This is a genomic window from Metabacillus niabensis (assembly GCF_020524345.1).
GTDB classification, from domain to species: domain Bacteria; phylum Bacillota; class Bacilli; order Bacillales; family Bacillaceae; genus Metabacillus; species Metabacillus niabensis_B.
Genome location: NZ_JAIVLH010000003.1, coordinates 67,393 through 93,215 on the forward strand (window position 1 = coordinate 67,393; position 25,823 = coordinate 93,215).

General features: G+C 35.3%; 19 protein-coding genes and 1 pseudogene. 5 read left to right on the plus strand and 15 right to left on the minus strand.

Features of this window, described 5'->3' with window-relative positions:
• Positions 1–278 precede the first annotated feature (278 nt).
• A complete protein-coding gene (locus LC095_RS05350) occupies positions 279–737 on the plus strand; it encodes a hypothetical protein (protein WP_226527179.1) in 459 nt (152 codons plus the stop codon).
• Positions 738–844: 107 nt separating this feature from the next.
• On the opposite strand, the pseudogene LC095_RS05355 reads toward LC095_RS05350, so the two are convergent.
• Positions 845–1,111 (minus strand): annotated as a pseudogene (locus LC095_RS05355) (KGG domain-containing protein); the annotation flags it as partial.
• Positions 1,112–1,300: 189 nt separating this feature from the next.
• On the opposite strand from LC095_RS05355, the gene LC095_RS05360 reads away from it, so the two are divergent.
• Together LC095_RS05360 and LC095_RS05365 are read left to right on the plus strand one after the other, a co-directional pair.
• Positions 1,301–2,251 carry a magnesium transporter CorA family protein gene (locus tag LC095_RS05360; protein ID WP_226527181.1) on the plus strand — a complete coding sequence of 317 codons (951 nt, stop codon included), beginning with the start codon at positions 1,301–1,303 and terminating at the stop codon, positions 2,249–2,251.
• Between the two features lie 778 nt (positions 2,252–3,029).
• A complete protein-coding gene (locus LC095_RS05365; protein ID WP_226527182.1) occupies positions 3,030–3,947 on the plus strand; it encodes an aldo/keto reductase in 918 nt (305 codons plus the stop codon).
• A 110-nt stretch (positions 3,948–4,057) separates the two neighbouring features.
• On the opposite strand, the gene LC095_RS05370 is transcribed toward LC095_RS05365, so the two are convergent.
• From LC095_RS05370 to LC095_RS05425, 12 genes are all read right to left on the minus strand, one after another.
• Positions 4,058–5,197 (minus strand): glycosyl hydrolase family 8, encoded by a 1,140-nt coding sequence (locus LC095_RS05370; protein ID WP_226527183.1) that lies wholly within the window; start codon positions 5,195–5,197, stop codon positions 4,058–4,060.
• A gap of 57 nt (positions 5,198–5,254) precedes the next feature.
• On the minus strand, positions 5,255–6,838 hold the full coding sequence (locus LC095_RS05375) for a glycoside hydrolase family 43 protein (protein ID WP_226527184.1): 1,584 nt from the start codon (positions 6,836–6,838) through the stop codon (positions 5,255–5,257).
• A gap of 42 nt (positions 6,839–6,880) precedes the next feature.
• Positions 6,881–8,458 carry a glycoside hydrolase 43 family protein gene (locus LC095_RS05380; protein ID WP_226527185.1) on the minus strand — a complete coding sequence of 526 codons (1,578 nt, stop codon included), beginning with the start codon at positions 8,456–8,458 and terminating at the stop codon, positions 6,881–6,883.
• Between the two features lie 35 nt (positions 8,459–8,493).
• Positions 8,494–9,504 (minus strand): endo-1,4-beta-xylanase, encoded by a 1,011-nt coding sequence (locus tag LC095_RS05385; RefSeq protein ID WP_226527186.1) that lies wholly within the window; start codon positions 9,502–9,504, stop codon positions 8,494–8,496.
• Between the two features lie 66 nt (positions 9,505–9,570).
• Positions 9,571–10,485 carry a carbohydrate ABC transporter permease gene (locus LC095_RS05390; RefSeq protein ID WP_078435042.1) on the minus strand — a complete coding sequence of 305 codons (915 nt, stop codon included), beginning with the start codon at positions 10,483–10,485 and terminating at the stop codon, positions 9,571–9,573.
• Positions 10,486–10,499: 14 nt separating this feature from the next.
• Positions 10,500–11,474, minus strand: a complete 975-nt coding sequence (locus tag LC095_RS05395; RefSeq protein WP_078435043.1) for an ABC transporter permease subunit — start codon at positions 11,472–11,474, stop codon at positions 10,500–10,502.
• Positions 11,475–11,566: 92 nt separating this feature from the next.
• A complete protein-coding gene (locus LC095_RS05400; RefSeq protein WP_226527187.1) occupies positions 11,567–13,213 on the minus strand; it encodes an extracellular solute-binding protein in 1,647 nt (548 codons plus the stop codon).
• A gap of 341 nt (positions 13,214–13,554) precedes the next feature.
• Positions 13,555–15,147 (minus strand): sensor histidine kinase, encoded by a 1,593-nt coding sequence (locus LC095_RS05405; RefSeq protein WP_226527188.1) that lies wholly within the window; start codon positions 15,145–15,147, stop codon positions 13,555–13,557.
• A 185-nt stretch (positions 15,148–15,332) separates the two neighbouring features.
• Positions 15,333–16,880: a response regulator gene (locus LC095_RS05410; RefSeq protein WP_226527189.1), complete on the minus strand. Its 1,548-nt coding sequence runs from the start codon at positions 16,878–16,880 to the stop codon at positions 15,333–15,335.
• 91 nt (positions 16,881–16,971) lie between these two features.
• The gene (locus LC095_RS05415; RefSeq protein WP_226527190.1) at positions 16,972–17,613 is read right to left on the minus strand and encodes a YesL family protein; all 642 of its coding nucleotides are present in this window, start codon (positions 17,611–17,613) and stop codon (positions 16,972–16,974) included.
• A 391-nt stretch (positions 17,614–18,004) separates the two neighbouring features.
• Positions 18,005–19,624 carry a glycoside hydrolase family 43 protein gene (locus LC095_RS05420; RefSeq protein ID WP_226527191.1) on the minus strand — a complete coding sequence of 540 codons (1,620 nt, stop codon included), beginning with the start codon at positions 19,622–19,624 and terminating at the stop codon, positions 18,005–18,007.
• 136 nt (positions 19,625–19,760) lie between these two features.
• A complete protein-coding gene (locus LC095_RS05425) occupies positions 19,761–21,743 on the minus strand; it encodes a YjhG/YagF family D-xylonate dehydratase (protein WP_226527192.1) in 1,983 nt (660 codons plus the stop codon).
• Between the two features lie 366 nt (positions 21,744–22,109).
• Here LC095_RS05425 and LC095_RS05430 point away from each other — a divergent pair, with 366 nt between their 5' ends.
• On the plus strand, positions 22,110–22,874 hold the full coding sequence (locus tag LC095_RS05430) for an IclR family transcriptional regulator (protein ID WP_226527193.1): 765 nt from the start codon (positions 22,110–22,112) through the stop codon (positions 22,872–22,874).
• A 163-nt stretch (positions 22,875–23,037) separates the two neighbouring features.
• Here LC095_RS05430 and LC095_RS05435 read toward each other — a convergent pair whose 3' ends face one another.
• Positions 23,038–23,892: a sugar phosphate isomerase/epimerase family protein gene (locus LC095_RS05435; RefSeq protein WP_226527194.1), complete on the minus strand. Its 855-nt coding sequence runs from the start codon at positions 23,890–23,892 to the stop codon at positions 23,038–23,040.
• Positions 23,893–23,938: 46 nt separating this feature from the next.
• Positions 23,939–24,760, minus strand: a complete 822-nt coding sequence (locus tag LC095_RS05440; RefSeq protein ID WP_226527195.1) for a phytanoyl-CoA dioxygenase family protein — start codon at positions 24,758–24,760, stop codon at positions 23,939–23,941.
• A 181-nt stretch (positions 24,761–24,941) separates the two neighbouring features.
• Between LC095_RS05440 and LC095_RS05445 the strand changes: the two genes are divergently transcribed.
• Positions 24,942–25,760 (plus strand): helix-turn-helix domain-containing protein, encoded by an 819-nt coding sequence (locus LC095_RS05445; RefSeq protein ID WP_226527196.1) that lies wholly within the window; start codon positions 24,942–24,944, stop codon positions 25,758–25,760.
• Positions 25,761–25,823 lie beyond the last annotated feature (63 nt).

The window sequence follows — 25,823 nt, forward strand, 5'->3', positions numbered from 1 at the left end:
ATCTTCAGCTTGTAGACAATGTCTGATATTTAGGCAGGTCTACAAGCTTTTTTCCATTCAATTCTGGACTAAGAAAATGATACACCTCATTGTAACGTCATATAAGTTTTTCTGTTTTTTTCCCATTAACGTATATATAATGAATTTTATAAGTAACAATTAAACTTTCCAAACCACATGAATAACACACCTATCATACCCCTTGGAGATATGGAAAATCATAACCATTATATATGGTACATATACTTAACTAAACGAACTAAATGAGGGAAAATAAAGTGAAAGAACAAAATAAAATTATGTTCATTGTTGATGAGCTGTTAAAATTATCTGACCGTTTCGTAACAGTTAAAATAGAAGAAAGATGTCCTTTGAATCGAAATATAGGAGGGAAGTACAGCCTACAAGAACATGCCATTACATTATATGTAGATGAAATTAAAAAACAGTGCGAGTTATTGTTTCCCGGCAAAAATGTATTCCTCGATTACACTGCTGTCATTCTTGCCCATGAACTCGGACACGCAACTGATCAATCACTTTTAGCATTAATTGAATTGCATGAGAAAACAGAGAAGCCACTACAAAAAAGACAAATTGACTTCCTTATTGAGTTTCAAGCGTGGAAAAAGGCAAAAAGATTAGTACCAAATATACCATCCTCTTTTTTCAATTACATAAAACACCATTCATTAGAGTACTATTACAGCGAGATTAATAGGCATTACGCCGTCTAATTCATGATTGAAATTAAAACTCCTCACAATAGAAGCCTGTACTAATTAAGTACAGGCTTCTATTAGTTTGTCTCTTTTGTTTTATTTAGTCTCTTTAAAGTAAATTAATCATTATCTCGTTGTTTACTGCGTGCTTCTCCACCCTTTTCACCAATCTCTTGGTAAAACTCTTTATCGTGGTTTTCTGAAGTAGCTTCTCCACCTTTTCGACCAATTTCTTGATAAAATTCTTTATCATGGTTCTCTGAAGTAGATTCTCCGCCTTTTCGTCCGATTTCTTGATAAAATTCCTTATCGTGATTCTTTGAAGTGGCTTCTCCACCTTTTCTGCCAGCTTCTTCTACCGTCATTTTTTTGTCATCGTTTTTAGCCATTTTCAATTCCTCCTCGAATAAGTAAAATGTGTTGTCCTTTCGGACTTAATGAACTATAACCGCTTTGGTAGGATAGTAAACCTCTAATAATAAATAAAGTTTAGAAATCTACTTCACATCTTTATAACTAGTTTCGCTCATTCTATAATGGGGAATTTAATAGATAATAACTCTAAATAAGGTGATATTATGCTAACAACTATTGGTCCTAATAACTGGAAATGGCATCAATTTGAGAAAAACGAGACTGAAAAAATAAAACATATTATACATAAAGAGTACTGTCCCTTTAACAGGGAATGGCTTGATCATATTCAGGGAGATAAAACAAATTGCTTAAGAACATTCATATTAGAAAATGGAAAAAAGATTGTAAAAGGTTCGCTGATTTACGAACAAAACTTCGAGGATGAATTAGATCATAAAATCTGTCATTTTTTTATGACGAGTGATCTGTTGATTACAGTTAATCTTGATCTTACCTCTCTTAAACATATAAGCCAGGAATTATTATTTGGACATATCGAAAAGACCGAAAACGCTGTTGATGGATTTTTAACCATACTTGGAGAACTAATGAATGAAATGCTATATGGTATTGATCTATTCGAAGAAAAGTTAAACGATCTGATTTGGAATGTGAGTAAAAAAAATAAGACAAGCATTCTCGATAAAATATATATGCGGAGACATGAACTTCTGCTTTGGAAAAATTTATTCATTCCATTGAAGGAGCTGAAATTGGGAATAGAGGAAATCTATATTGATGATGAAATAAATAATAAAATTATCTTTAATCGAACGGGCAAACGGATTGATAGAGCAATGGTTCTAATTAATGAATATGAAACTGAAATTGATTCAATTATTAATTTAGAAGAAGTCATTTCTTCCCATCGCGGGAATGAAATTATGAAAACATTAACTGTTATCACAACAATCTTTACTCCTGTTATGGCTTTAGGGGCATTATGGGGGATGAATTTCAAGCATATGCCTGAGCTCGAATGGAAATATGGCTATTTACTTTCAGTTGTACTAATTATTGTTTCAACTCTAGCACTTTACGGTTATTTAAAAATGAAAGGCTGGACTGGTGACCTTTTGAAGGCCAGAAAAAAAGGATCGTTTTTTAAGTGATATGAATTTGCTTATAAAGGTATTTCGGCAATCAAAATGTATATTTTTAACAACATTGCCATTTATTTGTAATTTACATGTAATATCATTATGCTAAAATCTTATTTAAGCCGATAAAAAAAGGAGTTTCATCTATGTCAAAATATTTCATAGATCATTCCAAATTAATTGTACATCGGACAGCTTTCATTACCGATGGCTGTAACCATCATAAGATTTTACATAAACACCTAGAGGAATCTAATAGTGATGAACAAGTATTACAGTTGATCAGTCTTGGTGATTATCATCAATGCCCTCAGTGCTTTGAGTATTTCTCTTTAGAAAAGGATAAGCATCACTATGTTCGTTACTAGAAAAAATTGCAAAATAATAAATTCATTAACGTGAATAATAGTCAGATAAAGTGAAAACATTTGGGAGCTGGTCAGAAGGTACTTATATTCTGGCCAGCTCCTTATTAAATTACATCGAGACAATTTGTTTCTTTTGCGATATCTTTACTTATTGGGAACGGCGAACTAGTCCTCCCAATTACATAACATTTGACTCGTTACATATTTGAAAATGAGAGGAATTTTATATAGTAAGTAAAGTTAGAGTAAGTATCTAAAAAAAATTTCAGTACTATAAAACGTTTTCGTAATTGATTAAAATAAATTTAGGGAATCAAGTTTCAATAATGGGCAATGATGAAACTTATTAAGACTCCTTTAACACTTTATGTTACAGACGCTCAATCAGAGGAGCCTATTACAATTTTAAGGAGAATATAATGATGAAAACGATTAAACTCGGAAACAGCCTATTAGAAGTACCCGCCATCGCTGTCGGATGTATGCGGATTAATTCACTTGAAAAAAATGAAGCTGAGCACTTTGTTCAAACTGCACTGGAATTAGGTGCTAACTTCTTCGACCATGCTGATATTTATGGTGGCGGAGAGTGTGAAGAAATGTTTGCAGATGCGATTCATATGAGTGATGATATTCGTGAAAAAATCATTCTACAATCGAAGTGTGGAATACGAAAAGGAATGTTCGATTTTTCAAAAGAACATATTTTGGAATCTGTTGACGGAATTCTAAAACGCTTAAATACTGATTACCTAGATGTTCTTCTTCTTCACCGCCCAGATACATTAGTTGAGCCAGAAGAAGTGGCAGAGGCATTTGATACACTTGAAAGTACAGGTAAAGTGCGTTATTTCGGTGTTTCCAACCAAAATCCAATGCAAATTGAACTCTTAAAAAAATCAGTTAAACAAACGATTGTGGCAAATCAACTTCAATTAAGTATTACGAACGCAAACATGATCTCAAATGGTTTTAATGTGAATATGGAGAATGATTCTGCAATTAATAGAGATGGCAGCATTCTAGATTACTGCAGACTTAACGATATCACGATTCAGCCTTGGTCTCCTTTTCAATATGGATTCTTTGAAGGCGTATTCCTCGGAAACGACAAATTCCCGGAATTAAATCAAACGATTAATGAAATCGCTGACAAGTATGAAGTTAGCAATACGACGATTGCAATAGCATGGTTATTACGCCATCCAGCAAATATGCAACCAGTCATTGGTACGATGAACATAAACAGATTAACAGATTGCTGTAAGGCAAGCGACGTTCATCTTTCGCGCGTAGAATGGTATGAAATTTTCCGAGCAGCAGGCAATGTTTTGCCTTAAATCTAAAAACAAACAAAGCACCCTTAATTCTTCATTAAGAGGTGCTTTGTTGTTTTGATTATTCTATGTCGGGAATGTATATGCCTTCTAAACTAAGTAACAACATGACATCACTCTTCAGGCATCCATATTTTAAAATTTCCGCTCAAGGCTAATAAACTAAAAAAATACAAACAATTGTCATAATAACGGCGATTCCCAGTACGCACTGGTGTATTCCAAAATAATTCTACACATTTCCTTGCATTAGGACCTGTTGTAGATAGTGAAGCCATTGCATTAGACGCTACAAGCCCGACAGGATGAAGAGATTTTTCCTCAAAGGATTCCCCGGAAATTTTATAACGTCGATAATCTGCCGGATCTTTATCTATAAAAAACTGCTGGATTCTTTCATTTATTTCTATCGGGGTTTGTTCATCTTTAAACCATTCATAATCCAATCCGATGTTGCAAGCTACCCGGTAAGAATCACTGAAAAAATGTCCGTAGCCATTTTCATTATTAGGAGTTCCATCATAATATGCATACTCTGGTGCTAAGCCTGTAACAGGATGACATGCGATTTTTAGATATTCTCTACTTGCAACGGCAGCTTCTTTCCAGAATTGTCGATCTTCTGGATAAGCCCATAATGAAAACAACTCATAAAAATGTGGTAAATGATAGGAAGGATCAGAAAATTCAACGTTCGGAACAAACTTTATTAATTTATTTTCAGGGTTCCACATTGGAAAACCTTCTCCTTGTTCTCCCTTATGAAGACAGGTTCTTAGTAAGTCCCTTGCTTGTTGTCCGTAGTTAAAGATTCCGTCCCTGTCACCCCAACGATGTGAAGCAAAAAATAAGGCCAAGGCAAAATATTCCTCTCCATCTGGTGCCGGTCCATGAGAGCGCTTTGAACCATCTGTGTTACAAGACCAAGCAAAATATCCTGCATTTTCTCCTTCTGTCATATACATATTCTTAAATGTCCACTTCCAAAGTCGGTCGAATATATCTTTTTGATCCATTTGAACGGCCATCATCATTCCGTATGACATTCCTTCTGTACGGACATCCAAATTTCCCGTATCAAGCATGTACCCTTCATCAGTTCCAACTTGATAATAAATTTGAGTTTCAGAATGCTGATCTGAAAAAAGTTTATTCCATGTATCCTGTACTCTTTCATTAATCACTTTATCAGAATATCCATATTCTCTAAAAACATTTCTATATGTTCTGTTATAAAGTATTGCCGTGTTCACCTATCATTCCCTCCTACCTATTGTTTGGTTATTATACAAACAAAGTTTTTAGAAATTTTATCTTTTTTTTTCAAGTTTACGATCTATTAAACGAGTTATTTCATTTTCCCCTTTATAGTGAACACAATCAAAGAATGCAGATGTTCTACTTTCTTTTCCATTCCCTGTTGCATACACCCCAAGACAAACACCGGTAAATACGCCTCCAAATCCTCCATTTTCTTCTTTGGATAAGTTGGCCAGTGGAGCTTTTCCAAGGTCCTGCCACTCTTCCCCTTCTTCTGCATATTGAAAATGATAATCTTGATTATCTGATTTTATCTTTAATTGAACTGTTAAATTTCGAATCATGCAACGTGCAATTTCTTCAGTTTTTCCTTGAATCGTTTTTAATGCGACAACTACTTTTTCTCCATTTAATTGGTTAACAGCTATCTCATAATGTGCTTTTTCATTTAATCGAACTGCCAAGCCGGCTTCTTCGCCTTCATTTTTCGGATCAAATTCAAGCAATGTACTAAATTCCATTTTACTATGTTTTTGTGGTTTACAAATAAATGTAGGAACTCCTTTTTCATCACTCAAATGATCCGGTCCACCAATCAATGCCAACCAACTTTTTCGTTCAGATAAGGAGTAGTTTTCCTCACTTTTAGCTCTAAGATAAAACCATGTCAAATCTAATACATCTTGTTCAAAATCATCATGATCTATAAAATTTTCCTTAATAGTAGATTCTCCGGAAAGCTTCGTTGTTTCCATAACACCTGATACACTGCCCTCATTATTATCAATCATTGGCCATCCATCTTCTGTCCAAGTTATAGGTGCTAAAAACGTTTCTCTTCCCAAAACTGTATATTTTTGATTCACAGGTCGGGTTCCTAAAAATACAGCCCACCAGTTCCCGTTTGGATCTTCGACAAAGTCGGCATGCCCAATGTTTTGTATTGGATGATCATTCATTTGATTATGTGTTAAGATAGGCTTATTTAACATTTCGAAAGGTCCGTAAGGTTGGTTACTTTTTGAAATGATAGCTCTGTGATCTTCTCCTGTTCCACCACATGCACATAGTAAATAATAAATTCCTCTTATTTTATATAGGTGCGGGGCTTCGGTCCATTGTCCTCCATCACCATGAGATATAACTACCGGTGAGGTTAAGGCCATACCGGTATGGATATCGATTTCATATTGAATAATATGAGACTCGTATCCAACTCCATTTTGAACGGTTACATAGACTTTTCCATCATCATCAAACATTAAGGAAGGATCAATATTTCCATATGGAATTTTAATTGGATCTGACCAAGGACCTTTTGGATCAGTTGCTGTGACATAAAAATTACCAGTTCCTGATACATCAGTCGAAATCATATAAAATGTTCCATCATGATATCGTAACGTAGGGGCATATAAACCACCGGAGCTTCTACTATTTCTTAAGTTAACCTGACTGTCTCTCGTTAACACACTACCGATTTGTTTCCAATTAAGAAGATCATTACTATGAAAAATCGGTATGGCAGGAAAATATTCAAAAGAGCTTGTTACTAAGTAAAAATCATCTACTCCTACTTTTACAATACTTGGATCTGGATAAAAGCCAGATATAACCGGATTTAAATACTTCATTTCTACACATCCCCTTCTCTTCGAATTTAGAGTTAAGTAGGCCTATTCATCTAACCTAAAATAATCAAAGTCTACAAAACCACCAGGTATTTTTGTTGCATAGTTAAATAAAGCAAAACGATAGCCTACAAAATGATCTAATTTATATTTCATTTGAAGGATGTTCCCTATAGGATTCCAATTCTCCCCATCAAGGCTATAGTAAAAATAAGCTTTATCTACTTGATCTCGATAATCTACATAAATTTTAAAATACACTCTATCCTGGTTGACGGGAATACTTTCTATTTCTTTCCCATCTCCTAAACTATTATTGATCATAACAACAAAGCAAGTCTCTCCTGATTTTCGCACACCAACAAATCCATAGTCCTTTTGAAATGCGGCAAAACCGGCAAGATCTCCATCCTTCATCTTGGTTATTTCCAACGCTACCTGCGCTGAACATTCCGGTCCCATTGTTCGTTGTGTAAGTGTATTCTTTGCTTCTTCTATATTTTTGCATATGTTTCCTGTAGTAAGGCGCAAAAAACCAGGGCGGTCTGTGAGTGACCAAAGGCGATGATCGGGATTGTGATTCCACTGCCATACTACTTTTAGAAGCTTATGGCAGTCTCCATCAGAAAATTCTTTTGAAGAAGATGTTGTCAGGTCGAATTCATCTGAATCCACCACATATTGTTTACCGCTCACTCGTCCTTCTTGAGTCATCACTTTTTTCAAACTGGTATCATGTTCTCCGAAAATTGGCCAATCATATTCCCATGTAACAGGGATAAGATATGGTATCCGTCCAAGTGCACCACTATCTTGAAACAGGAAGCCATACCATTCTCCATTTATCGTGTCGATGATCCCACCCTGCGCAATCCCTTTATGGTTAAAAGCAACTCTTCCTTCATATTCTCCATCTAACTTTTCCGAACGATGCACTAGTTGAGTTCGATTTCCATTTTTTGGCCATGTAATAGTAAAGACATAGTACATTCCATTTATTTTTTGTATATGTGCTCCTTCCGCGGGTAAACCAACTTTCTCCTTTGGACTGGCAACTAAACTCGCCTTAGGGATGATTACTTTATTAAGTCCTCCTTTTTTGATAGCTGTAGCGTCCGCTGTAAGTTCAATCACTTTAATATCATGATTTCCGTAAACCATATACACATGCCCATCATCATCAAATAATAAAGACATATCATGATAGTATTCATCTAGTACGGAAGATGTCCAAGGACCTTTTTCAATATCCTTTGTTTGATAGATATATGTTTTACCAGTTGCCAAGGAACCAAATGTTACATAAAAGGTGTTATGATGATAACGGATACTACTTGCCCAGGAACCTTTGCCATATTCGTTTTTCCCGCTACTAAGTGTTTGTTCTTCATTATCTGCCAGGATATCGTATACATAACTCACAATTTCCCAATTTAATAGATCATAAGATTTCATAACTGGTACGCCGGGGTTATAATACATAGTCGTACTTGTCATATAGTAAACATCATTTACCCTGATAACATCTGGATCAGGTATATCTGTCCAGACTATCGGATTCTTAAAAATTCGCTCTTCTTGTTGAGTTGGTATTGTCACATTAGAATGATTTTCTTTACACACAATAACACATCCCCTTGACCTATACTTTTTACCTCTTATCTATTAATCACCTTCCAAAAAGATTCCTTTGGTTGATGATGTTCATTAAATAATAATGGCCAATTCTTTCTTCCACGCACTGGAAAATTGTCGAGCCATGTATAATCATCCGCTGCTCCCCAAAAGGTAACGGATGTGATCACGTCAGAATACTCTCTTAATAGTTCAAAAAAACTGTTGTAGCGATCGGTTTGTTTAGCTACCATTTCTTCCGTAGGGACTTTTACATCAGTTCGTTTATCATCAGAACCAAATACAGAAACATCCATTTCTGTAATATGAATCTGTAATCCTAAAGAAGCATATCGCTCTATAGCAGTTCTAATATGATCCAAAGTAGGACTATATAAATTCCAATGTGCCTGTAAACCAATTCCGTGAATTGGCACTCCTCTTTCCACTAATCCCTTTGTTAACGAATATATTTTTTCTCTTTTTTCCGGATTTGACTCATTATAATCGTTATAAAACAGCGATGCATTAGGGTCTGCCAGGTGGGCATATTCAAAGGCTTTATCGATAAAATCCTCCCCAACAATGTCTTTCCATTTAGAATCTCTTAACAAGTTAGCTCCAGAATCAGAAACAGCTTCATTTACAACATCCCAACTATAGATTTGTCCTTTGTATCTTTCCATTACAGTAGAAATATGTGTTTTCATTCGTTCTAAAAGGGTGTATCGATCAACAGAATTTCCATTTTTATTTGTAAAGACCCAATCAGGTGTTTGATTGTGCCAAACAAGAGTATGTCCCCTTACTTTTTTTCCATAATCATTGGCAAACGATAGAAGCTGATCTGCTTGATCAAACGTAAAAGTTCCCTCTTCAGGTTGCAAGCTTTCAAACTTCATTTCGTTTTCTGCCGTAAGACTATTAAAATGTTTGATAATCAATTCTTTTTGGGATGTGATCGTTAAGGGATTTACGGCTGCTCCCATAAGAAAGTAATCTTCATATTCTTTATAAAGAGATGGGACTTCATTTTGAACGTTAGATGTTGTCACCCGAATCGCTCCTTCAAATATAGTAGAAAATCTAACCAATTGATTATTCCAGAAACATGATATGATTTACTTAACAGCCCCTAATGTCATACCCTTAACAAAATATTTTTGTAAAAACGGGTACACACAAATAATAGGGAGACTTGCTACAATGGTCATAGTAGCCTGAATTGACTTAGGGGTGACAGCTTGGACAGCACGCTCACCACTTGCTTGAGCAGTATTCCAATCTCCATTTGAAGTTGCTGTGTTTTGAAGGATCTTCATTAACTCATATTGCAAGGTCGTTAAATTCTCGTTACTTGAGTTATATAAAAATACGTCAAACCATTGGTTCCACTGGCCTACAGCAACAAATAATGCTACCGTAGCTAAAACCGGTAAGGACAAAGGCAGCACAATTTGAAAGAACACTCTAAAGTCCCCTGCACCGTCAATTCGCGCTTGTTCAAAAAGACTTTTAGGAAGACCTTCTATAAATGAGCGCATAATAATAAGATTGAATGCACTTATTAATCCCGGTAAAATATACACCCAGAAAGTTCCAATTAAATGCAAATCTCTCATTAAAAGGTAACCTGGAATTAATCCCCCATTAAAATACATCGTCATAATAAATATGATGGTTACAGACTTTTTAAAAACAAATTTTTCTTGAGCGATCGCATAGGCCACCATAGCTGTACATAATAATCCAACCCCTGTACCCACAACTGTTCTAGCAACAGAAACAAAAATGGCCTGAATAATCGATGCTTGACTGAATACATATTCATAGTTTCGCCAAGTAAATTCTCTTGGCCATAAGTAGATTCCACCTTTCACAGAATCTGTTGCGGCATTTAAAGAAAGGGCAATTTGGTTTATAAAAGGATACAGCATAATAACACTAAGTAAAATCATGAACAGTATATTAAACGTATCAAAAACTACATCTTCTCTCGTCCTCATCAAACTATTTCTTTTTCTAACTTTTAACATTTTTATCACCCTCCTTAATATAAACCGCCTTGGCCCATTTTTTTCGAGAATGAGTTAGCTGCCATTAAGAATATCAAGCTAATAACTGTTTTAAACACTCCCGCTGCTGTTGCCAATGAAAAATTGAACATTGAAATACCATAATTAATAACAAACACATCAATATTCTCTGAGAACTCTATATTTTGACCATTACCTAATAAATATTGAGCTTCAAATCCCGCCTCAATGATATATCCAATATTCATAATCAAAAGGATGACAATGACTTGCTTCATTCCTGGAAGGGTAATATATCTAATCCTTTGTAAACGGGAAGCCCCATCAATTTTTGCTGCTTCATATTGTTCTTGATCAATCATTGATATGGCTGCTAAATAAATGATCGTATTCCACCCTACATTTTTCCAAACCTCTGAGGCACCTAAAATCCCCCAGAAATATTCACCTTTCCCTAGCCAAAGAATTTCCTTGTCAATGATATTCAGTCCCATCAGTATTTCGTTAACGATTCCATCAATAGACAAGACAGAGGAAACAAGTGCTGCTGCTACAACCCAAGAGAGGAAGTGAGGTAAATAACTAATAGTCTGAACAACTTTTTTAAATTTTAGATTCGTTAATTCATTGATTAATAGAGCTAACCCAATAGCTGTAACAAACCCTAAAACTAAATTAATAACACTTTGTGCCAATGTGTTTCTAAGAACACCTAAGAATCGATCATCAGTAAATAGAAAAATGAAATGCTTAAACCCTACCCATTCTTGTTCTGAAAAAGGTCGAGCTGGTTTAAAATCCTGAAATGCCATTGACCATCCCCAAACAGGGAAATATTTAAAAATAAATACCCAAATGACAAAAGGCAACGTCATTAATAATAATGCCTTTTGACTCCGACATTTTTTAATAAATGCTTTCATACCCTTTTCTTGATTTAGTTGCACAATTGGAGACGTATGTGATTTTACTTTTGTTTGTGCCTGCATGATAAGACCGCCCCTTCCTAATTGATCATAAACAATGAAGAAGGCTGAACTTCTCTCTATAGATCATTCAGCCTTTTCATTAAGATTCTTATCTACTTGCCCATTAGTTCAGCTTCTTTTTTAACGGATGCTTCGATTACATCTTCATAAGCTTTATACGGCAATTTATCAAATTCTCCCTTAAATTTATCCCACTCTGCATCAAATTTAGACGGATCTGCAAGTATGATATCAGGGTATGACCGTTTGATAAGATCACGGGACTGTTGGTCATATAACTGTGCTTCAGAGCCAGTTTCGATCACTGCATCCCAGAACGGGAACCATGGTGCCGGATCCGGCTCAGTGAATAAATCCGTAAATGTTTCAATGTTATAGGCTTCTAAGAACTCTTTGTCCACTTCATCATAAGCAAGTTGGGCAACTTCAGGTTGAACAGCTGGATCAACAGAGTTACCATCATCAAATGTACCTCCCATAATTGGCCAGTACCAACCTAATGCTTTAAAGCCAAATTCATCTCTAAATTCTTCTTTGTTCACTAAATCAATTTGTTCCTGAGTTCGGTAATAACGACCTTCTTCATTTACTTCATACGTTTCTCCTTCAATTCCCCATGTAATTAACTTTTGAGAATCAAGCTTTGCCATATGATCTAAAAACTTAATAATTCTAACTTGATCTTCTTCAGAAGTACCTGACGTGAGTCCCATACCCGGAGAAGTAACGTAAGATTCTGGATTTAAATATTGATCTTTGATTCCTTCTTCGAAAACAATCGGGAAGCCCATATAATCATTATAAGGATCATCATCCAGCTCAAGTGTGTCTAATGCTGTACCTGATTCCCAACGCGGTCCAAACCATCCAACAACTCGTCCTGAAGAAATCTTAGCCAGATATTCATCAAAGTTTTGTGTAAAGGCTTCTCTATCAAATAGTCCTTTAGCATTTACTTCATTTAATATTTTGAGCCATCTCTTTGTAATATCCTGATTATGATGAACAGATACTTCCAATGTTTCATCATCAACCATTATTCCTTCCTGTTCACCTGATAAGAATGCCGGCGGGTCAAAAAGCTGTCCAACATGCCAATCGTATTGTAATAATGTATAAGGAATGGTATCTGCCCCATCTGTTTTAGGATGGGCTTTTGCATATGTTTCAACAATCTCAAAAAACTCATCTATTGTTTTTGGATGCGGATAACCTTGTTCTTTTAATGCTTCACGTTTAATCCAAAATGCACTTTGTCCAACATTTGGAGGCTTAATGTATCCATTTGATACACCTGATGGAAGAATATAAATGTTTCCATCCTCTTGTTTCATTTTCTCCCAAATTGGATCATACAATTTTCTAAGGTTTGGAGCATGCTCCTCAATAAGATCATTAAGTGGTACAAATCCTCCTGCATCAATAACATCATTTGTCGCGTTTTGAGCATTCAGTAATTCCGGGTATTCTCCACTAGCAATCATTGTCCCTATCTTTTGGTTACTATCTCCAACGATATGTTCAATGTCAAAGTTAACTCCGGTTGCTTCTTCAAACATTTTTCCAATTTTGGTATCAGCTGTGTTAACGTCTTTACCAGTTGAAGATGCATTAAAGAATTTGTAAGTAAAGACTTCTCCTTCTTCTTGTCCAGCACTTTCTTTGTTTGTACATGCCGTTACGACGGACAGCACTAGCATAAGACATAAAAACAAAACTAGAGACTTTCTTTTTACCACTTTAACTCCCCCTTTTTAATGATTACTTATTGCTTCACACCAATGTTGTAAGCACTTTCATTATAACTTAGACGCTATTTATTAGTGACCTGACAAAGTATAGTTTTTACTTTGTAAACTTTAGTGATGTTTTGAAATGGTTGTTTTCTCACTTCGTTATTTTGGATTAAAATTAGTTCGTTCCATTGCGCTCCAGACACTATACAATTAAATAGTAGGTTTCAAAAGCAACAACCTTTCAAAAAAGCCATTTATATAAGAAAAACCAATGTACACCGAAAAAGAATTCGACACACATTGGTTTTGGTTTTTCTATTAATCTCTTGAAAGAAAGTAAAAAATTAATTTTTGTATTCAAAAAACGGAAGAATAATTTTTACCGTTGTTCCTACACCTTTTGTGCTTATTATGTTAAATTCAAACTGATTAGAGTAATGTAATTTTAAACGATAGTAAACATTTTTTATTCCAACATGTTCACCAATGTTTGCAACCTCTTCTAATGATTGCATGACCTGTTCATATTCTTCCGCTTCCATTCCCTGTCCGTTATCATTTATCTCACATACTAATTTATCATGATTACGCTTGATTGAAATGGTGATCATCCCTTTTCCTTTTATCGGTTCAATACCGTGAATACTGGCATTTTCAACAAATGGAATGAGTGACATGTTTGGGATAAGGCACTTTGCAGCGTCCGGGTCTATATCAATATGATATTGCATTTTATCATCGAATCGATAATGCTGTATTTCTAGGAAACATTTAATTAAATAAATTTCTTCATCTACTGTAACCCAATCTTTTCCCCAAATAAATGATTTCCTTAGCATTTTAGCAATATTTTCTATGATTTTTGCTGTTTCATCTTCTTTTTTTAATATGCTTCTCATACGAATAGTTTCTAAAACGTTAAATAAAAAGTGCGGATTGATTTGACTTTGCAAGGCACTTAACTGTGCCTGCTTTCGTTGTAATTCTAAATCCTTCTTTTGAATATCTGCAACATACACTTCATTTATCAGTCTCTTAATTTTAGAAGCCATTCTGTTAAACGCATGTGTAAGTTCACCAATTTCGTCCTGATCATCTACTCCTTCTATCAGCTCAAAGTTTTGATCTTCTACCTTTCTCATATGTCTTAAAATACGTAAGATTCGTAGATGAAGGGAGCTTGTAATATAAACGATAAAAAGGGATGGAAAAATTAAATTAATAAGTGCTAAATACAGGATAAAATTCCGTGACCCTTTAATATCCTCAAGTAATACATGTTCTTGAGTAACAGCAACCACTTTCCAATTATTCAAATAAGGAAGATTATATGACTCTTCAAAAATAACTTTATCATCTGGTAATGAAACTGACTTATACGAATATTTGCTTTCAGACCAATCAATCTTTGAATTTGTCGTATATTCAATAGTACCCTCATCATTCAATAAATATAATTCTCCCGGAAACGTAACATCATGAAAAATACTATGCATTAATCCTGCTTCTAGATTTATCTCAAGTATTTTCTGCGTAGAATTCTTAGAAACAAAATAGTCCATTTCTCTTATTAAACTAAACATATCATGTTTTCCTGAATCTCCAACGCTTCTGATTAAAACGGGGTAGGAGCTTCTAATTAATTCTGATTCTTTATACCACGTGGAACCTTTAACAAGTGTGTCAATTTTACTAATCCCACCTGCGTATATGACGGTATCATTATCTGTGTACAACTTAATAGAATGAACAGATGGATAAAGGGACACTTCTTTACTTATATCCCCGAAATAATCGTGATAAGCATGGATAAAATCTATCGATGAGTTATACTTCGTTTCTAAAAGATTGTAAAGTTCATAGTCCGTGTAAATCATAGAGGAAATTCCGACAGCATCATCTATGGATGTTTGGAAATCATTCGCTATCTGTTTCACAGAAAGAGACATATCATTCATTTTCTGTGTTCTAACATTATTGGTCGTAACATGATAATATGCGATATGGGTTAATGTGATTGGAATAAATACAGTACAAATATATATGATGAGCAGTTTGTTTCTTAAATTTAGATTATTAAACTTATATATCCTCATGGTAACTCCATCTCTGTCATTTTCCCCTATAGTTTTTTTCGATATTGAGTCGGTGTCATACCAGTCGTTTTTTCAAATTGAGTGACAAAATAATCTGAATTGGAAAACCCCACATTTTCAGCTACCTGATAAATTCGCATATCTGTTTGTCTTAGCTTTTTCTTTGCTTCACTGATACGAACTTGTAAAAGATAATCTTTAAAGTATAATCCATACGTTTTTTTAAACAACTGTCCCATGTAGACAGGGTTCATAAAAAATTGATTCGCTATACTCTTTAATGTAAGGTCTTCTCTGTAATGTGTATCAACATACTTTTTTATTCTACGTATATTTAGTTTTCCAGAATCTTTATTTAATTGATTTAAAAGTATTGCGGCTTCTAATATAAATTCCAAAAATATTTCTTTTATATTTGGTAAAGTACGAGGCAGGTTATCCCAAATTAACATGGTTTGAAGGGAGTGGACATTTTTTTCATCCCCATCCATCGACTGGATGGTTTTAACTACTTCATGAACCACCCGATTAATAGACGTTCTTACCGCATCTTTCGCAAATGCTTTTTCCTGAAATTGCTCAAACATTTTATCGATTGAATTTTTTATTTTAGAAATTTGATTTTCTTCTATATGCTCCATGAGTGTATGGTATAAACCATGATCAAGCTCTATATAGTTCACAGCAGATACTTTTGTTTTGCCATAATTAATGGGGGTTTCTAAGGGTTCCAAGTACTTGAATTGCAAAGTCTTTACTGCCGTTTCATAGGTCTCTTTGATTTCATCGGGATCATTTACAATGTTCCCAACAAATATAGAAACATCCGTATTCAAACTGCCCATTAACTGAGTCTTTATTACTTCAGAAAACTGCACAATATTCCCATTGAATTGTTGAATCTCCTCACTTTTGACGAGTATGCCAACACGATTATTGCCATGTTCACGAAATAAAGTAGTAGAATGAAGGTCTTCACCATGAATCGTTTTACTTATAACTTCACGTATCTTAGTCGCATTAACCATAACATTATTTATCTCAATAATCATATACGCCATTCCTGTTGTTTGGTTAATATTCAACTTTTTCATACAATCATGACGATGCTCTTCTTCTAATTCCCCAGTTATTAATTCATTAAATGCAGTAGCAGCAAGAATATTGTTTCTATTTCGGTCTACCTGTAATTTCTTCGTATGCTTCTCCGCAACCTTTTTAAGTGTCTCTTCTATTTCATCTTTATCAACTGGTTTTAAAATAAAATCATGGACACTATACTTAACAGCTCTTTGAGCATATTTAAAATCACTATATCCAGTAATAATAATAAAGTTTGGGGAAGATTTCTTTGACTCTACTGTCTGCTTTATCAACTCGAGGCCATCTAACACCGGCATCTTGATATCAGTAATGACCAAATCGGGATTGTTCAACTGGATGTACTCTAAGGCATCTTCTCCATTATCAGCTTCTGCACAAACTTTAAAGCCACAGCTCTCCCAATCAATGAGATTAATCAATCCTTTGCGAACAAATCGATCATCATCTACTAAGAATACGTTGTAAGCCATAGCCATTCCCTCCAATCATATAAGCTCTTCGACATATACCGCACACACATATATAACGCTTTCATTTTATCATACTAAAAGTCAAATAGACTCACAATGTTGACTTAGCTGATTGCTGCTTATCTTCTAATCTACGAAATCCGATTAATGCACAACCCATTATAATGAAAGCAATTGTGCTGGTCGTTATTAAAGGGATTAATCCCGGTATTAATCCTAGCAGAAAATAAAGGGTGGTTAATCCTATAACAATAAGCATGGTCGTGATAGGACTAAGAATACCGATTAAAAGAGCATGTCTAAAATATTGATGGATTTTCAAATCATAATGTACATATACAGGTACAATATATAATAAAGAGATAAAATAGATGATACTAATAAAAATCAACCCGATTTGAAACAAATAATATGTTGCTCCATTCATATTTTGGATATATAAAAAATCAAGATATAGTAAATAGCCAACTAATGTGAAGATTAACCCGATCAAATTAGACTTAAAAAATTCTTTCTTATAAGTTAAAGCAAAAGTCTTTAGAATTTGTTTTCCAGTAGTATCCTTTAATAGCAAGTGACGAATAACTGTAAACATTGCAACGCTTGCCGGAAAAATACCAAATACAATGAACCCAATCAGTGCACTGCCGATCCACAACAAATTAATGTATGCCAACCACATGACCCATTCTAACAACAGATAAAACTTTGTTATATTGAGAACTTTCCCCATTGTCTTACTCCCTTCATCTTTATGATAAGCCCATTAATAAACGATTATATGGAAAAGAAGAAGGCTGATAGCTCAAAATCAACCTTCTTATTTTTCAAAATGCATATAGATTCTTTTTGACAAAGATCTTATTTCTGAGTTAGGGCATCCTACTATCCAGATTATGTAAACACTTACATTATACCTTTTTCATCTTTTATCCATTACCCTATAAACTATAGATTTTACTTTAAAAAACATAGATCAGTCCAACTTATTCGCAATCATTTCCAAACTGTTTCTACTATTCTATTACCTCAACTCATCTTACACAAGCCAAAAAAAAACTCCTATACGTACATCTTTAACAGGAGTTTTTTCTTTTAATTGAATAACGATTTAATTTAAACGATCAGTTTTGTGAAACTGCGAAATTATTTTTTCCATTGTTCTCGGAAAGGCTTACATTCTTATAATCAACATATTTAAAGTACCCTGCTTTTCGTTGTCCACTTAAGTCTTGTACACACAAACCAATAAACGTTCCTGTAAAACGAATATAATCTGCATCGTCATCTGAAAGATGACTTATATCTACTTTTGGCCCGATTTCTTGCCACTCGTCATTAACTTCCTTATAGTAAAACTGCAACCACTGTTTATCGATTTTTGCTTTTAATTTAGTTCCTTTCGATGAGTTTAGTGGAACATCCTTCTCTAGCAACTCATCGTAACTACCATGTTTTGATTCAATAATTCCTATACATTTTCCTAGCTCCTCGTGATGCGTTATACGGAGATATACATAATCTTCAGTATCATAATAAATGATAAGACCTGCCATTTGTTGAAAATGTTCAGGATTAAATTCTATTTCCGTTTCAACCTCCACCTGAAAACTTTCCAATCTTCGGGCTAAAAGACTTTGGTGGTGAGTGGATTGCATGGATTCTCCACCTTTAATTGTTAAATATCCTTTTCGTTCTTCTAAAGAAATCCAATCTTTATTGAATTCTCTTCTGAGAGAATTCCAATACTTTTTCAAAGAATTCTCCTGAAAATCATCATAGTTATTTTCTATTTCAAATGGATGATGTTCTAAATCAGGTGCTTCTACTTCAATCTTTGGATGTGGACCACCTTCCACACGAATCCAATTATCCTCTGTCCAGTAACATTTTTGTATCGCTGTTTCACGACCTAAGATACACTTTTTATCAACAACAGGACGTCCACACAAATGAGCCATATACCATTCTCCATTCTGTGTTTCTACAAAACTAGCATGTCCTGCTTTTTGTAATTGGCTCATATCATTTTGATTTGAAGTAAGAATAGGATTCATAGGGTCTACTTCATATGGACCATGTAAAGACTTCGATCTAGCAACAGTTACTGAATGGGTGTACCAAGTACCCCCTTCTGCGGTTACTAAATAATAGTAACCATTTCTTTTATAGAGATGTGGAGCCTCTGTTAATCCTATACTAGTACCCTTAAAAATATTTTTAACAGGACCTACTAATCTTTTTTCTTCAACAGAATATTCCTGCATGACGATTCCTGCAAAAGAATTCTTTCCTTTCCGATGATCCCAAATCATATTCACCAACCATTTTGTTCCATCTTCTTCATGGAATAAGGATGGGTCAAATCCGCTACTGTTTAAATATATAGGCTCAGACCATGGTCCTTCAATATTTTCAGCCGTTATCATATAGTTATGGGTGTCTTTAAAAGCTCCCATTCTACTTTTTACATCCGTATATATTAAATAAAATAGTCCATCAGAATAACTTAATGCAGGAGCCCAAACTCCACCTGAATTAATGTTTCCTATCATATTCAATTGACTAGTACGTGTTAATGGATAAGTAAGAAGTCTCCAGTTCACCATATCCTTTGAATGGTAAATTTGAACTCCGGGAAACCATTCAAATGTAGAAACTGCAATATAATAATCATCTTCAACTCTTATTATACAGGGATCGGGATGATATCCTCGCAATACGGGGTTTACTATTTTATTCAAAAAGTCTCTTCCTTTCCTATTTTAAAGACTGACAAACCATATAGAGTTACTCTTTCCTTTAACAAAAGTCATAATAGGCTAAAAGGGAATATCCTATAAATATTAAAATATTATTCTCATGAAACTACACTTATAGTTAAACTTGTTCTTTTTCCTTTTCCATTGCTTTCATACCAGCTTCTAATACCTCAATAATTCGATCTGTATCATATACACTTCCACGCCATGTTCCTCCACTTACTGCCTGTAATGCAGCCCACAGTCTTGTGTCATCAGGAAGATCCTGGTGTGGTTTAAGGTCAGGATGTGGCTCACGGATAGTTAATATCTTTGTTGCTTCTTCTATTGAAACCCTTGCATCTTTCGTTCCAACAAAATTAACAGAACCAGTCAATTCATAACAGTCAACTATGATTTCAATCACATCTCCATCTCGTAATTTCCCAATAGGACCGCCGCCCAATGCCTCTGGACCAACATGACCTATACATGCACCTGTTGAAACTCCGGAAAAACGAGCATCTGTAATGAGTGACACATATTTTCCAAAAGGTAGGTACTTCAATGCTGATGTTAACTGATACGTTTCTTCCATTCCTGTTCCTGAAGGGCCTCCCCCCATAACCACCATGATATCTCCTGCAACAATCCCACCTGTTTTGATGGCTTTTATAGCTGATTTTTCTGACGTAAAAATCTTCGCTACTCCAGTATGACGGTATACCCCGTCTTCTCCTACTCTACTAGGATCGATAGATGTTGACTTGATGACAGAACCTTCTGGTGCAATATTTCCTGTAGGGAAAGTAACTGTAGAAGTTAAACCTCTTTCTCTCGCTTTTATTGGATTCATAATTACTTCATCAGGGTGAATTCCATCTGCATCAATTAAACGCTTTCTTATTTGAGCTCGCCGCTCTGAGTGTTCCCACCAATCTAGATTCTCCCCAAGCGTACTTCCTGTAACAGTTAATACATCTTCGTGTAATAGCCCTAAATTTCGCAAATGAAGCATAACTTCCGGAACTCCACCTGCTAAAAACACTCTTACAGTTGGATGATTATCCGGTCCGTTTGGAAGTACGCTTACCAAACGTGGAGTTTTCTTGTTAATTCTAACCCAATCTTCTACAGTAGGAATCTTACATTTTGCAGCATGGGCAATAGCTGGTATATGAAGTAATAGATTTGTTGATCCTCCAAATGCCGCATGGACGACCATAGCATTTTCAATCGCTTTATCAGTAATAATATCCTTTGTCGTTGTTTTACTTTGCTCCATTTCTAATACTGCACGTGCTGACTGTCTTGCCATTTCTGCCCAAATCGGCTGACCAGATGGAGCAAGTGCTGAATGAGTAATAGCTAAACCCAATGCCTCTGCAACGACCTGTGCAGTAGCAGCTGTACCCAAAAACTGACACCCGCCACCTGGTGTTGCACATGCGACACAACCAAGTTCAGCAGCTTCCTTCAAACTGATTTCTTTGTTTGCAAATCTCGCACCAATTGTTTGTATTTTCCCCGCATCTTCACCAACTGTTGGTGGAAGCGTTACTCCGCCAGGGACAATAACCGTTGGTAAATCATGCATTCCAGCAAGGGCAATCATCATCGCTGGTAACCCTTTATCACAGGTAGCCACTCCAATCACTGCACGCCGTGTTGGAAGAGACCTTATTAGACGGCGGTATACAATCGCTGCATCATTTCTAAAAGGAAAGGAATCGAACATCCCTAACGTACCTTGTGAACGCCCATCACAAGGATCGCTAACAAATCCTGCAAAAGGGACACCATTTCGTTCTCGGATTTCTTTTGCAGCTTCTATCATTAATAAATCTACTTCCCAATGTCCTGTATGATACCCTAAAGCGATTGGACTTCCATCATAATCCCGGATGCCACCTTTCGTACCTAGAATCAAAACTTGTTTTCCAAGAAGATCCTTAGGTTCCCAACCCATACCAACATTTTGAGTAAGTCCGAATAGATCTCCACTAGGAGAATCTTCAAGCATCTGAGCGGTAAGAGGAAGTGCACCGATTGGTCCTTTAGCATGTGTTTTCACTTTATAAAGAGACTGTTCTTCTTCACCAAAAATTGATTGTAATGACATATTAATCACTCCAGATTAAGTTGATTATTTTCATCAAAAATTGTGGATACCGGAGGAATGAACCCCTATATACTTTTTGAATTGTTCATTATCATCACTCTTTTAACTAAAATGTTTTATATTATAAAACACCATGCTATTATATAAATTTCTTGTGTTGATTATAGCATAAACCCTCAAAAAGTAAACACTTACATTGGGATTAATTAGCTAAATTATCTACTCCATTTCTTCTCATCCTTCTTAAAAGAATTCAGTTCTTAATTGCAATTTCATAATGATTGTATTACTGTAAAATTACAATAAGAAGTGTTTGTGTTATGCGAATACTACTTAAACTTTTACATAAGAGGTAAAAATAAAAATATGCCTATTATCCAATCTGTCCAACGTTCTCTAAAAATTTTAGATCTTTTTAATGAACATACAAATGAGCTTAAAATTACTGATATAAGTGAAAGAATGGGTCTCCATAAAAGTACCGTCCACTCGTTATTAAAAACACTTCAAGAGTCCGGATATATCGATCAAAATCCAGAAAACGGCAAGTACCGACTGGGATTAAAACTTGTCGAGAGAGGGAATTTAGTAATAAGTTCGATTGATATCAGAAAAATTGCGAAAAGTTACCTTATTGATCTATCGAAACGTACAGGTCAAACTACTCATCTCGGAATATTGGATGGAAACGCAGGTGTTTATATTGATAAAGAAGAAGGGGAAAAATCGGTGATCCGTTATTCCCGAATAGGTCGGAGAATTCCTCTTCACTCTACAGCGATTGGAAAAGTACTCTTATCACTTCAAAAGCCAGAAATAATTACTCAATTGTTACAAGACTATGAATACACTTCGTCTACAAAAAAAACAATTACAAATGAAATGAATCTTTTGGAAGAGCTTGAAAAGGTACGTCAACTTGGATATGCAGTAGATAACCAAGAAAATGAAATAGGAGTCCGTTGTATAGCAGTCCCTATCAAAAATCATCATAATCAGGTACTTGCTGCGGTTAGTATTTCAACCTTAGTGTCCAGTGTGAACGATCAGAAGCTTGAAGAATTTATTGTTCTACTTAAAAAAGTAGGACATGAGTTATCTGACCATGTAAGATATGGATTACCTGATTAAGTACTTCTTTCGAAATCATGCCGTTAATGTGTTTAGCAACAAATAAGCCAATTTGGAATAGAAGATGTTCTTCGTCTCCATTCCAAATTGGCTCTTACCTTCGAGGTAGTTACTTACTATCACTTGACTACCTTTGTTTATAAACTGTTAATACGTAAGATGCTTACTTTGTACCAGTTAAGTGCCTTTGAATTACCCTTTCCCATACTCCTTCCAAAATACGCTTAAACACAATCGACTGTTCCCAACGATCTGATATTTCTTTCGAATCAGAGGATGTTTGTTTTGTTATTGAGTAATCTGGAGGTCCAAGCTCACAGACAAGCGGAAGAACATCTCCTTGTTTTGCTTCCTGCAACCAGTATGACATTCCTTTCTCCCACCATTTAACAAAACGCTCTGTTATTGGATGGCTGCCATCTGATCCAATGTCGATTTGTATTTGATGCCCATTTGATACACGTGCATGGATCGAGGACGTTCTTTTTAATAAACTATCAAAACATTCTTCTGCTTTAGCAGAATGACATCCTTCTCCAGCCACTACATAATGTGATAAATCGATTGTTAAACGTAGATCAGGAATTTCATTTACATAGTTCACTGTTCGAATTAAATCCTGGGTAATCCTCCCCCTATGAGTTTCCACAAAATATGGGATATTTGCCTTTTTTGCCTCTTCTACAAGATTTTTTAATAACTGAACTGCTTCTTCACCAATAATAAAATCATCCATTACTTGGGAACTCACGTATTGGACTCCAAATTCGTTTGCTTCTACTAGTAACTGCTGAAGATCTTCTCTTCTAGATGGAAAGGAATGGATTCCGAAGCTAAATTGGTATTCATCAAGTAAGCGTCTCCATTTCACCTTTTCATTTTCTTTTGGAAGCTCACCCATGATACCCGTAAAGCCTGCTTCAGCTATTTTTTCAAACTTTTCCTCCATCGTCCATTCTCTGTGACCATTTCCTAGTCCATTCATAGCCCACCAAGACTGTTGGATATCAATTTTCACCTTTTCATCTCCAATCTCTTTATTTCTATTGTTCTATCATCACCCATTAATGAGGGTATTCAGCATCAAATACTTCTCCACATGGACCTGAATCCTGATTTGTATCTGGTTCTACCTTACTTCCATTCTCTCTAAATAATGGGCTATAAAAACTTCCAATCTTTGTCGTCGACTCACCCGCATAATGGCAAATAAATGATTTTCTAAATCGATCCTTCGTTTTATTACGATAGGAACCATGAATCAAATTTCCATTAAAAAACAATACATCCCCTGGATCTAATATAGCTGGTTCAGCTTTTAAGCCTTTTGGAACTTTTACATAGTGAGTTGTAAAAGATTCCTTCGCATCTGCTTTTTCGGGACAATAAATATCATCGTTATTCGTTTTCGGCACGACGAGTAATGTACCATTTTCTTGATCAGCACGATCAACCGCAGTCCATGCTGCAATACAAGTCCCTGGTTCTACTTTCAAATAAAAGTTATCTTGATGGAGAGCCTGCCCGCGCGCTCGAGGGGGTTTGAAGTAAAACATACTTTGAGCGGCCAACGCCTCTTCGCCAAATAAATCATTTAGTATCTTCATTACTTTTGGATGTAACATATATCTCATTGCAACATCATTAACACGGTGTGGATGCATCATTCTGGGATATCGTTTTAACGGATCCTCTTGCCCATCTAATAATAATTGGTCTATTTCAGGCTCAAAACAACCAGGAATGACAGCATTACTCATTTTTATAAAATTTTCGTCAAGCTCTTTCATTTCTTCTTTCGTAAATACTTCTTTCACAATTAAATAGCCTGCTTGGTCAAACTGTTCTCTTTGTTCAGGTGTAATCGCCTTTAACTTTGTTGCCACTACTCCCATCTCCTTTATCATCATTAATTTGTTTCTATATCAACAAGTGTAAATATTTTTTTCTTCTTGTTGAAGTAATGATACAACTAAAAACTATAACAATCCTGCTATTCTTTAAAAGAACCAGTGTGATATATTGAAAGGATCAAAGGTGTTACATAAATCACAAGGAGGAATATGCATGGCTGATATAGATTTACCATCAGAATATGTAGCTTACCCTGAATCCCATGTACTCATTGCCGGTCATTTTCTAGTAAAGGATACATATCAAACGAAAAGGCAAGCCGGAATGAACGATTGGTTGATTACCTTCACCCTAGATGGCGAAGGTTATTTTAAGACAGGTGATGAACATATAATATGCACTCAAGGGGATGTAACAATATTAAGGCCAACTGTTCCCCACCAATACGGAACAAGCAGGGGGAAAACATGGCACTTTTTCTGGGCCCACTTTTCTCCTGAACTCTTTGAAACCAACTATCTATCAGATAAAAGCCTTGTAAATCTTACAATAGAAAACGAATATATCCGCAATAGGATTAATCAATCCTTTGAAAAGCTTATTCAAGATTATCGGGAGAGACAGAAGTATTGGTATGAGTTATGTGAACTTTCTCTAAAAGAAATTCTATTATTAATTGCCCAAAGACAAGAGCAAGTGTTGGATTCACGTATTGAAGAGGTTCTTCATATCCTTTCCAAACAAATGAAGGATTCTATTAGCATTAATAAATTAGCAAAAAGTGTAAACTTATCTCCTTCAAGACTTTCTCATTTATTTAAAGAAAATGTCGGACAATCAATTCTTGATACATTGAAACAAATGAGACTAAATCAAGCTGCTCTTTTGCTCGAACATACAGATCGATCCGCCTCCGAGATTGCCTATGAGGTTGGATATCAAAACTATAACTATTTCGCTATACATTTCCGTAAGCGTTATGGTGTCTCACCAAGGGAATATAAAAAGGAAAGGCTACATTCTTTCAAATAAAAAATCCCCCGACTAATGGAACCTAATTAGTGACCACATTAGTCGGAGGATGATGGAATTTTT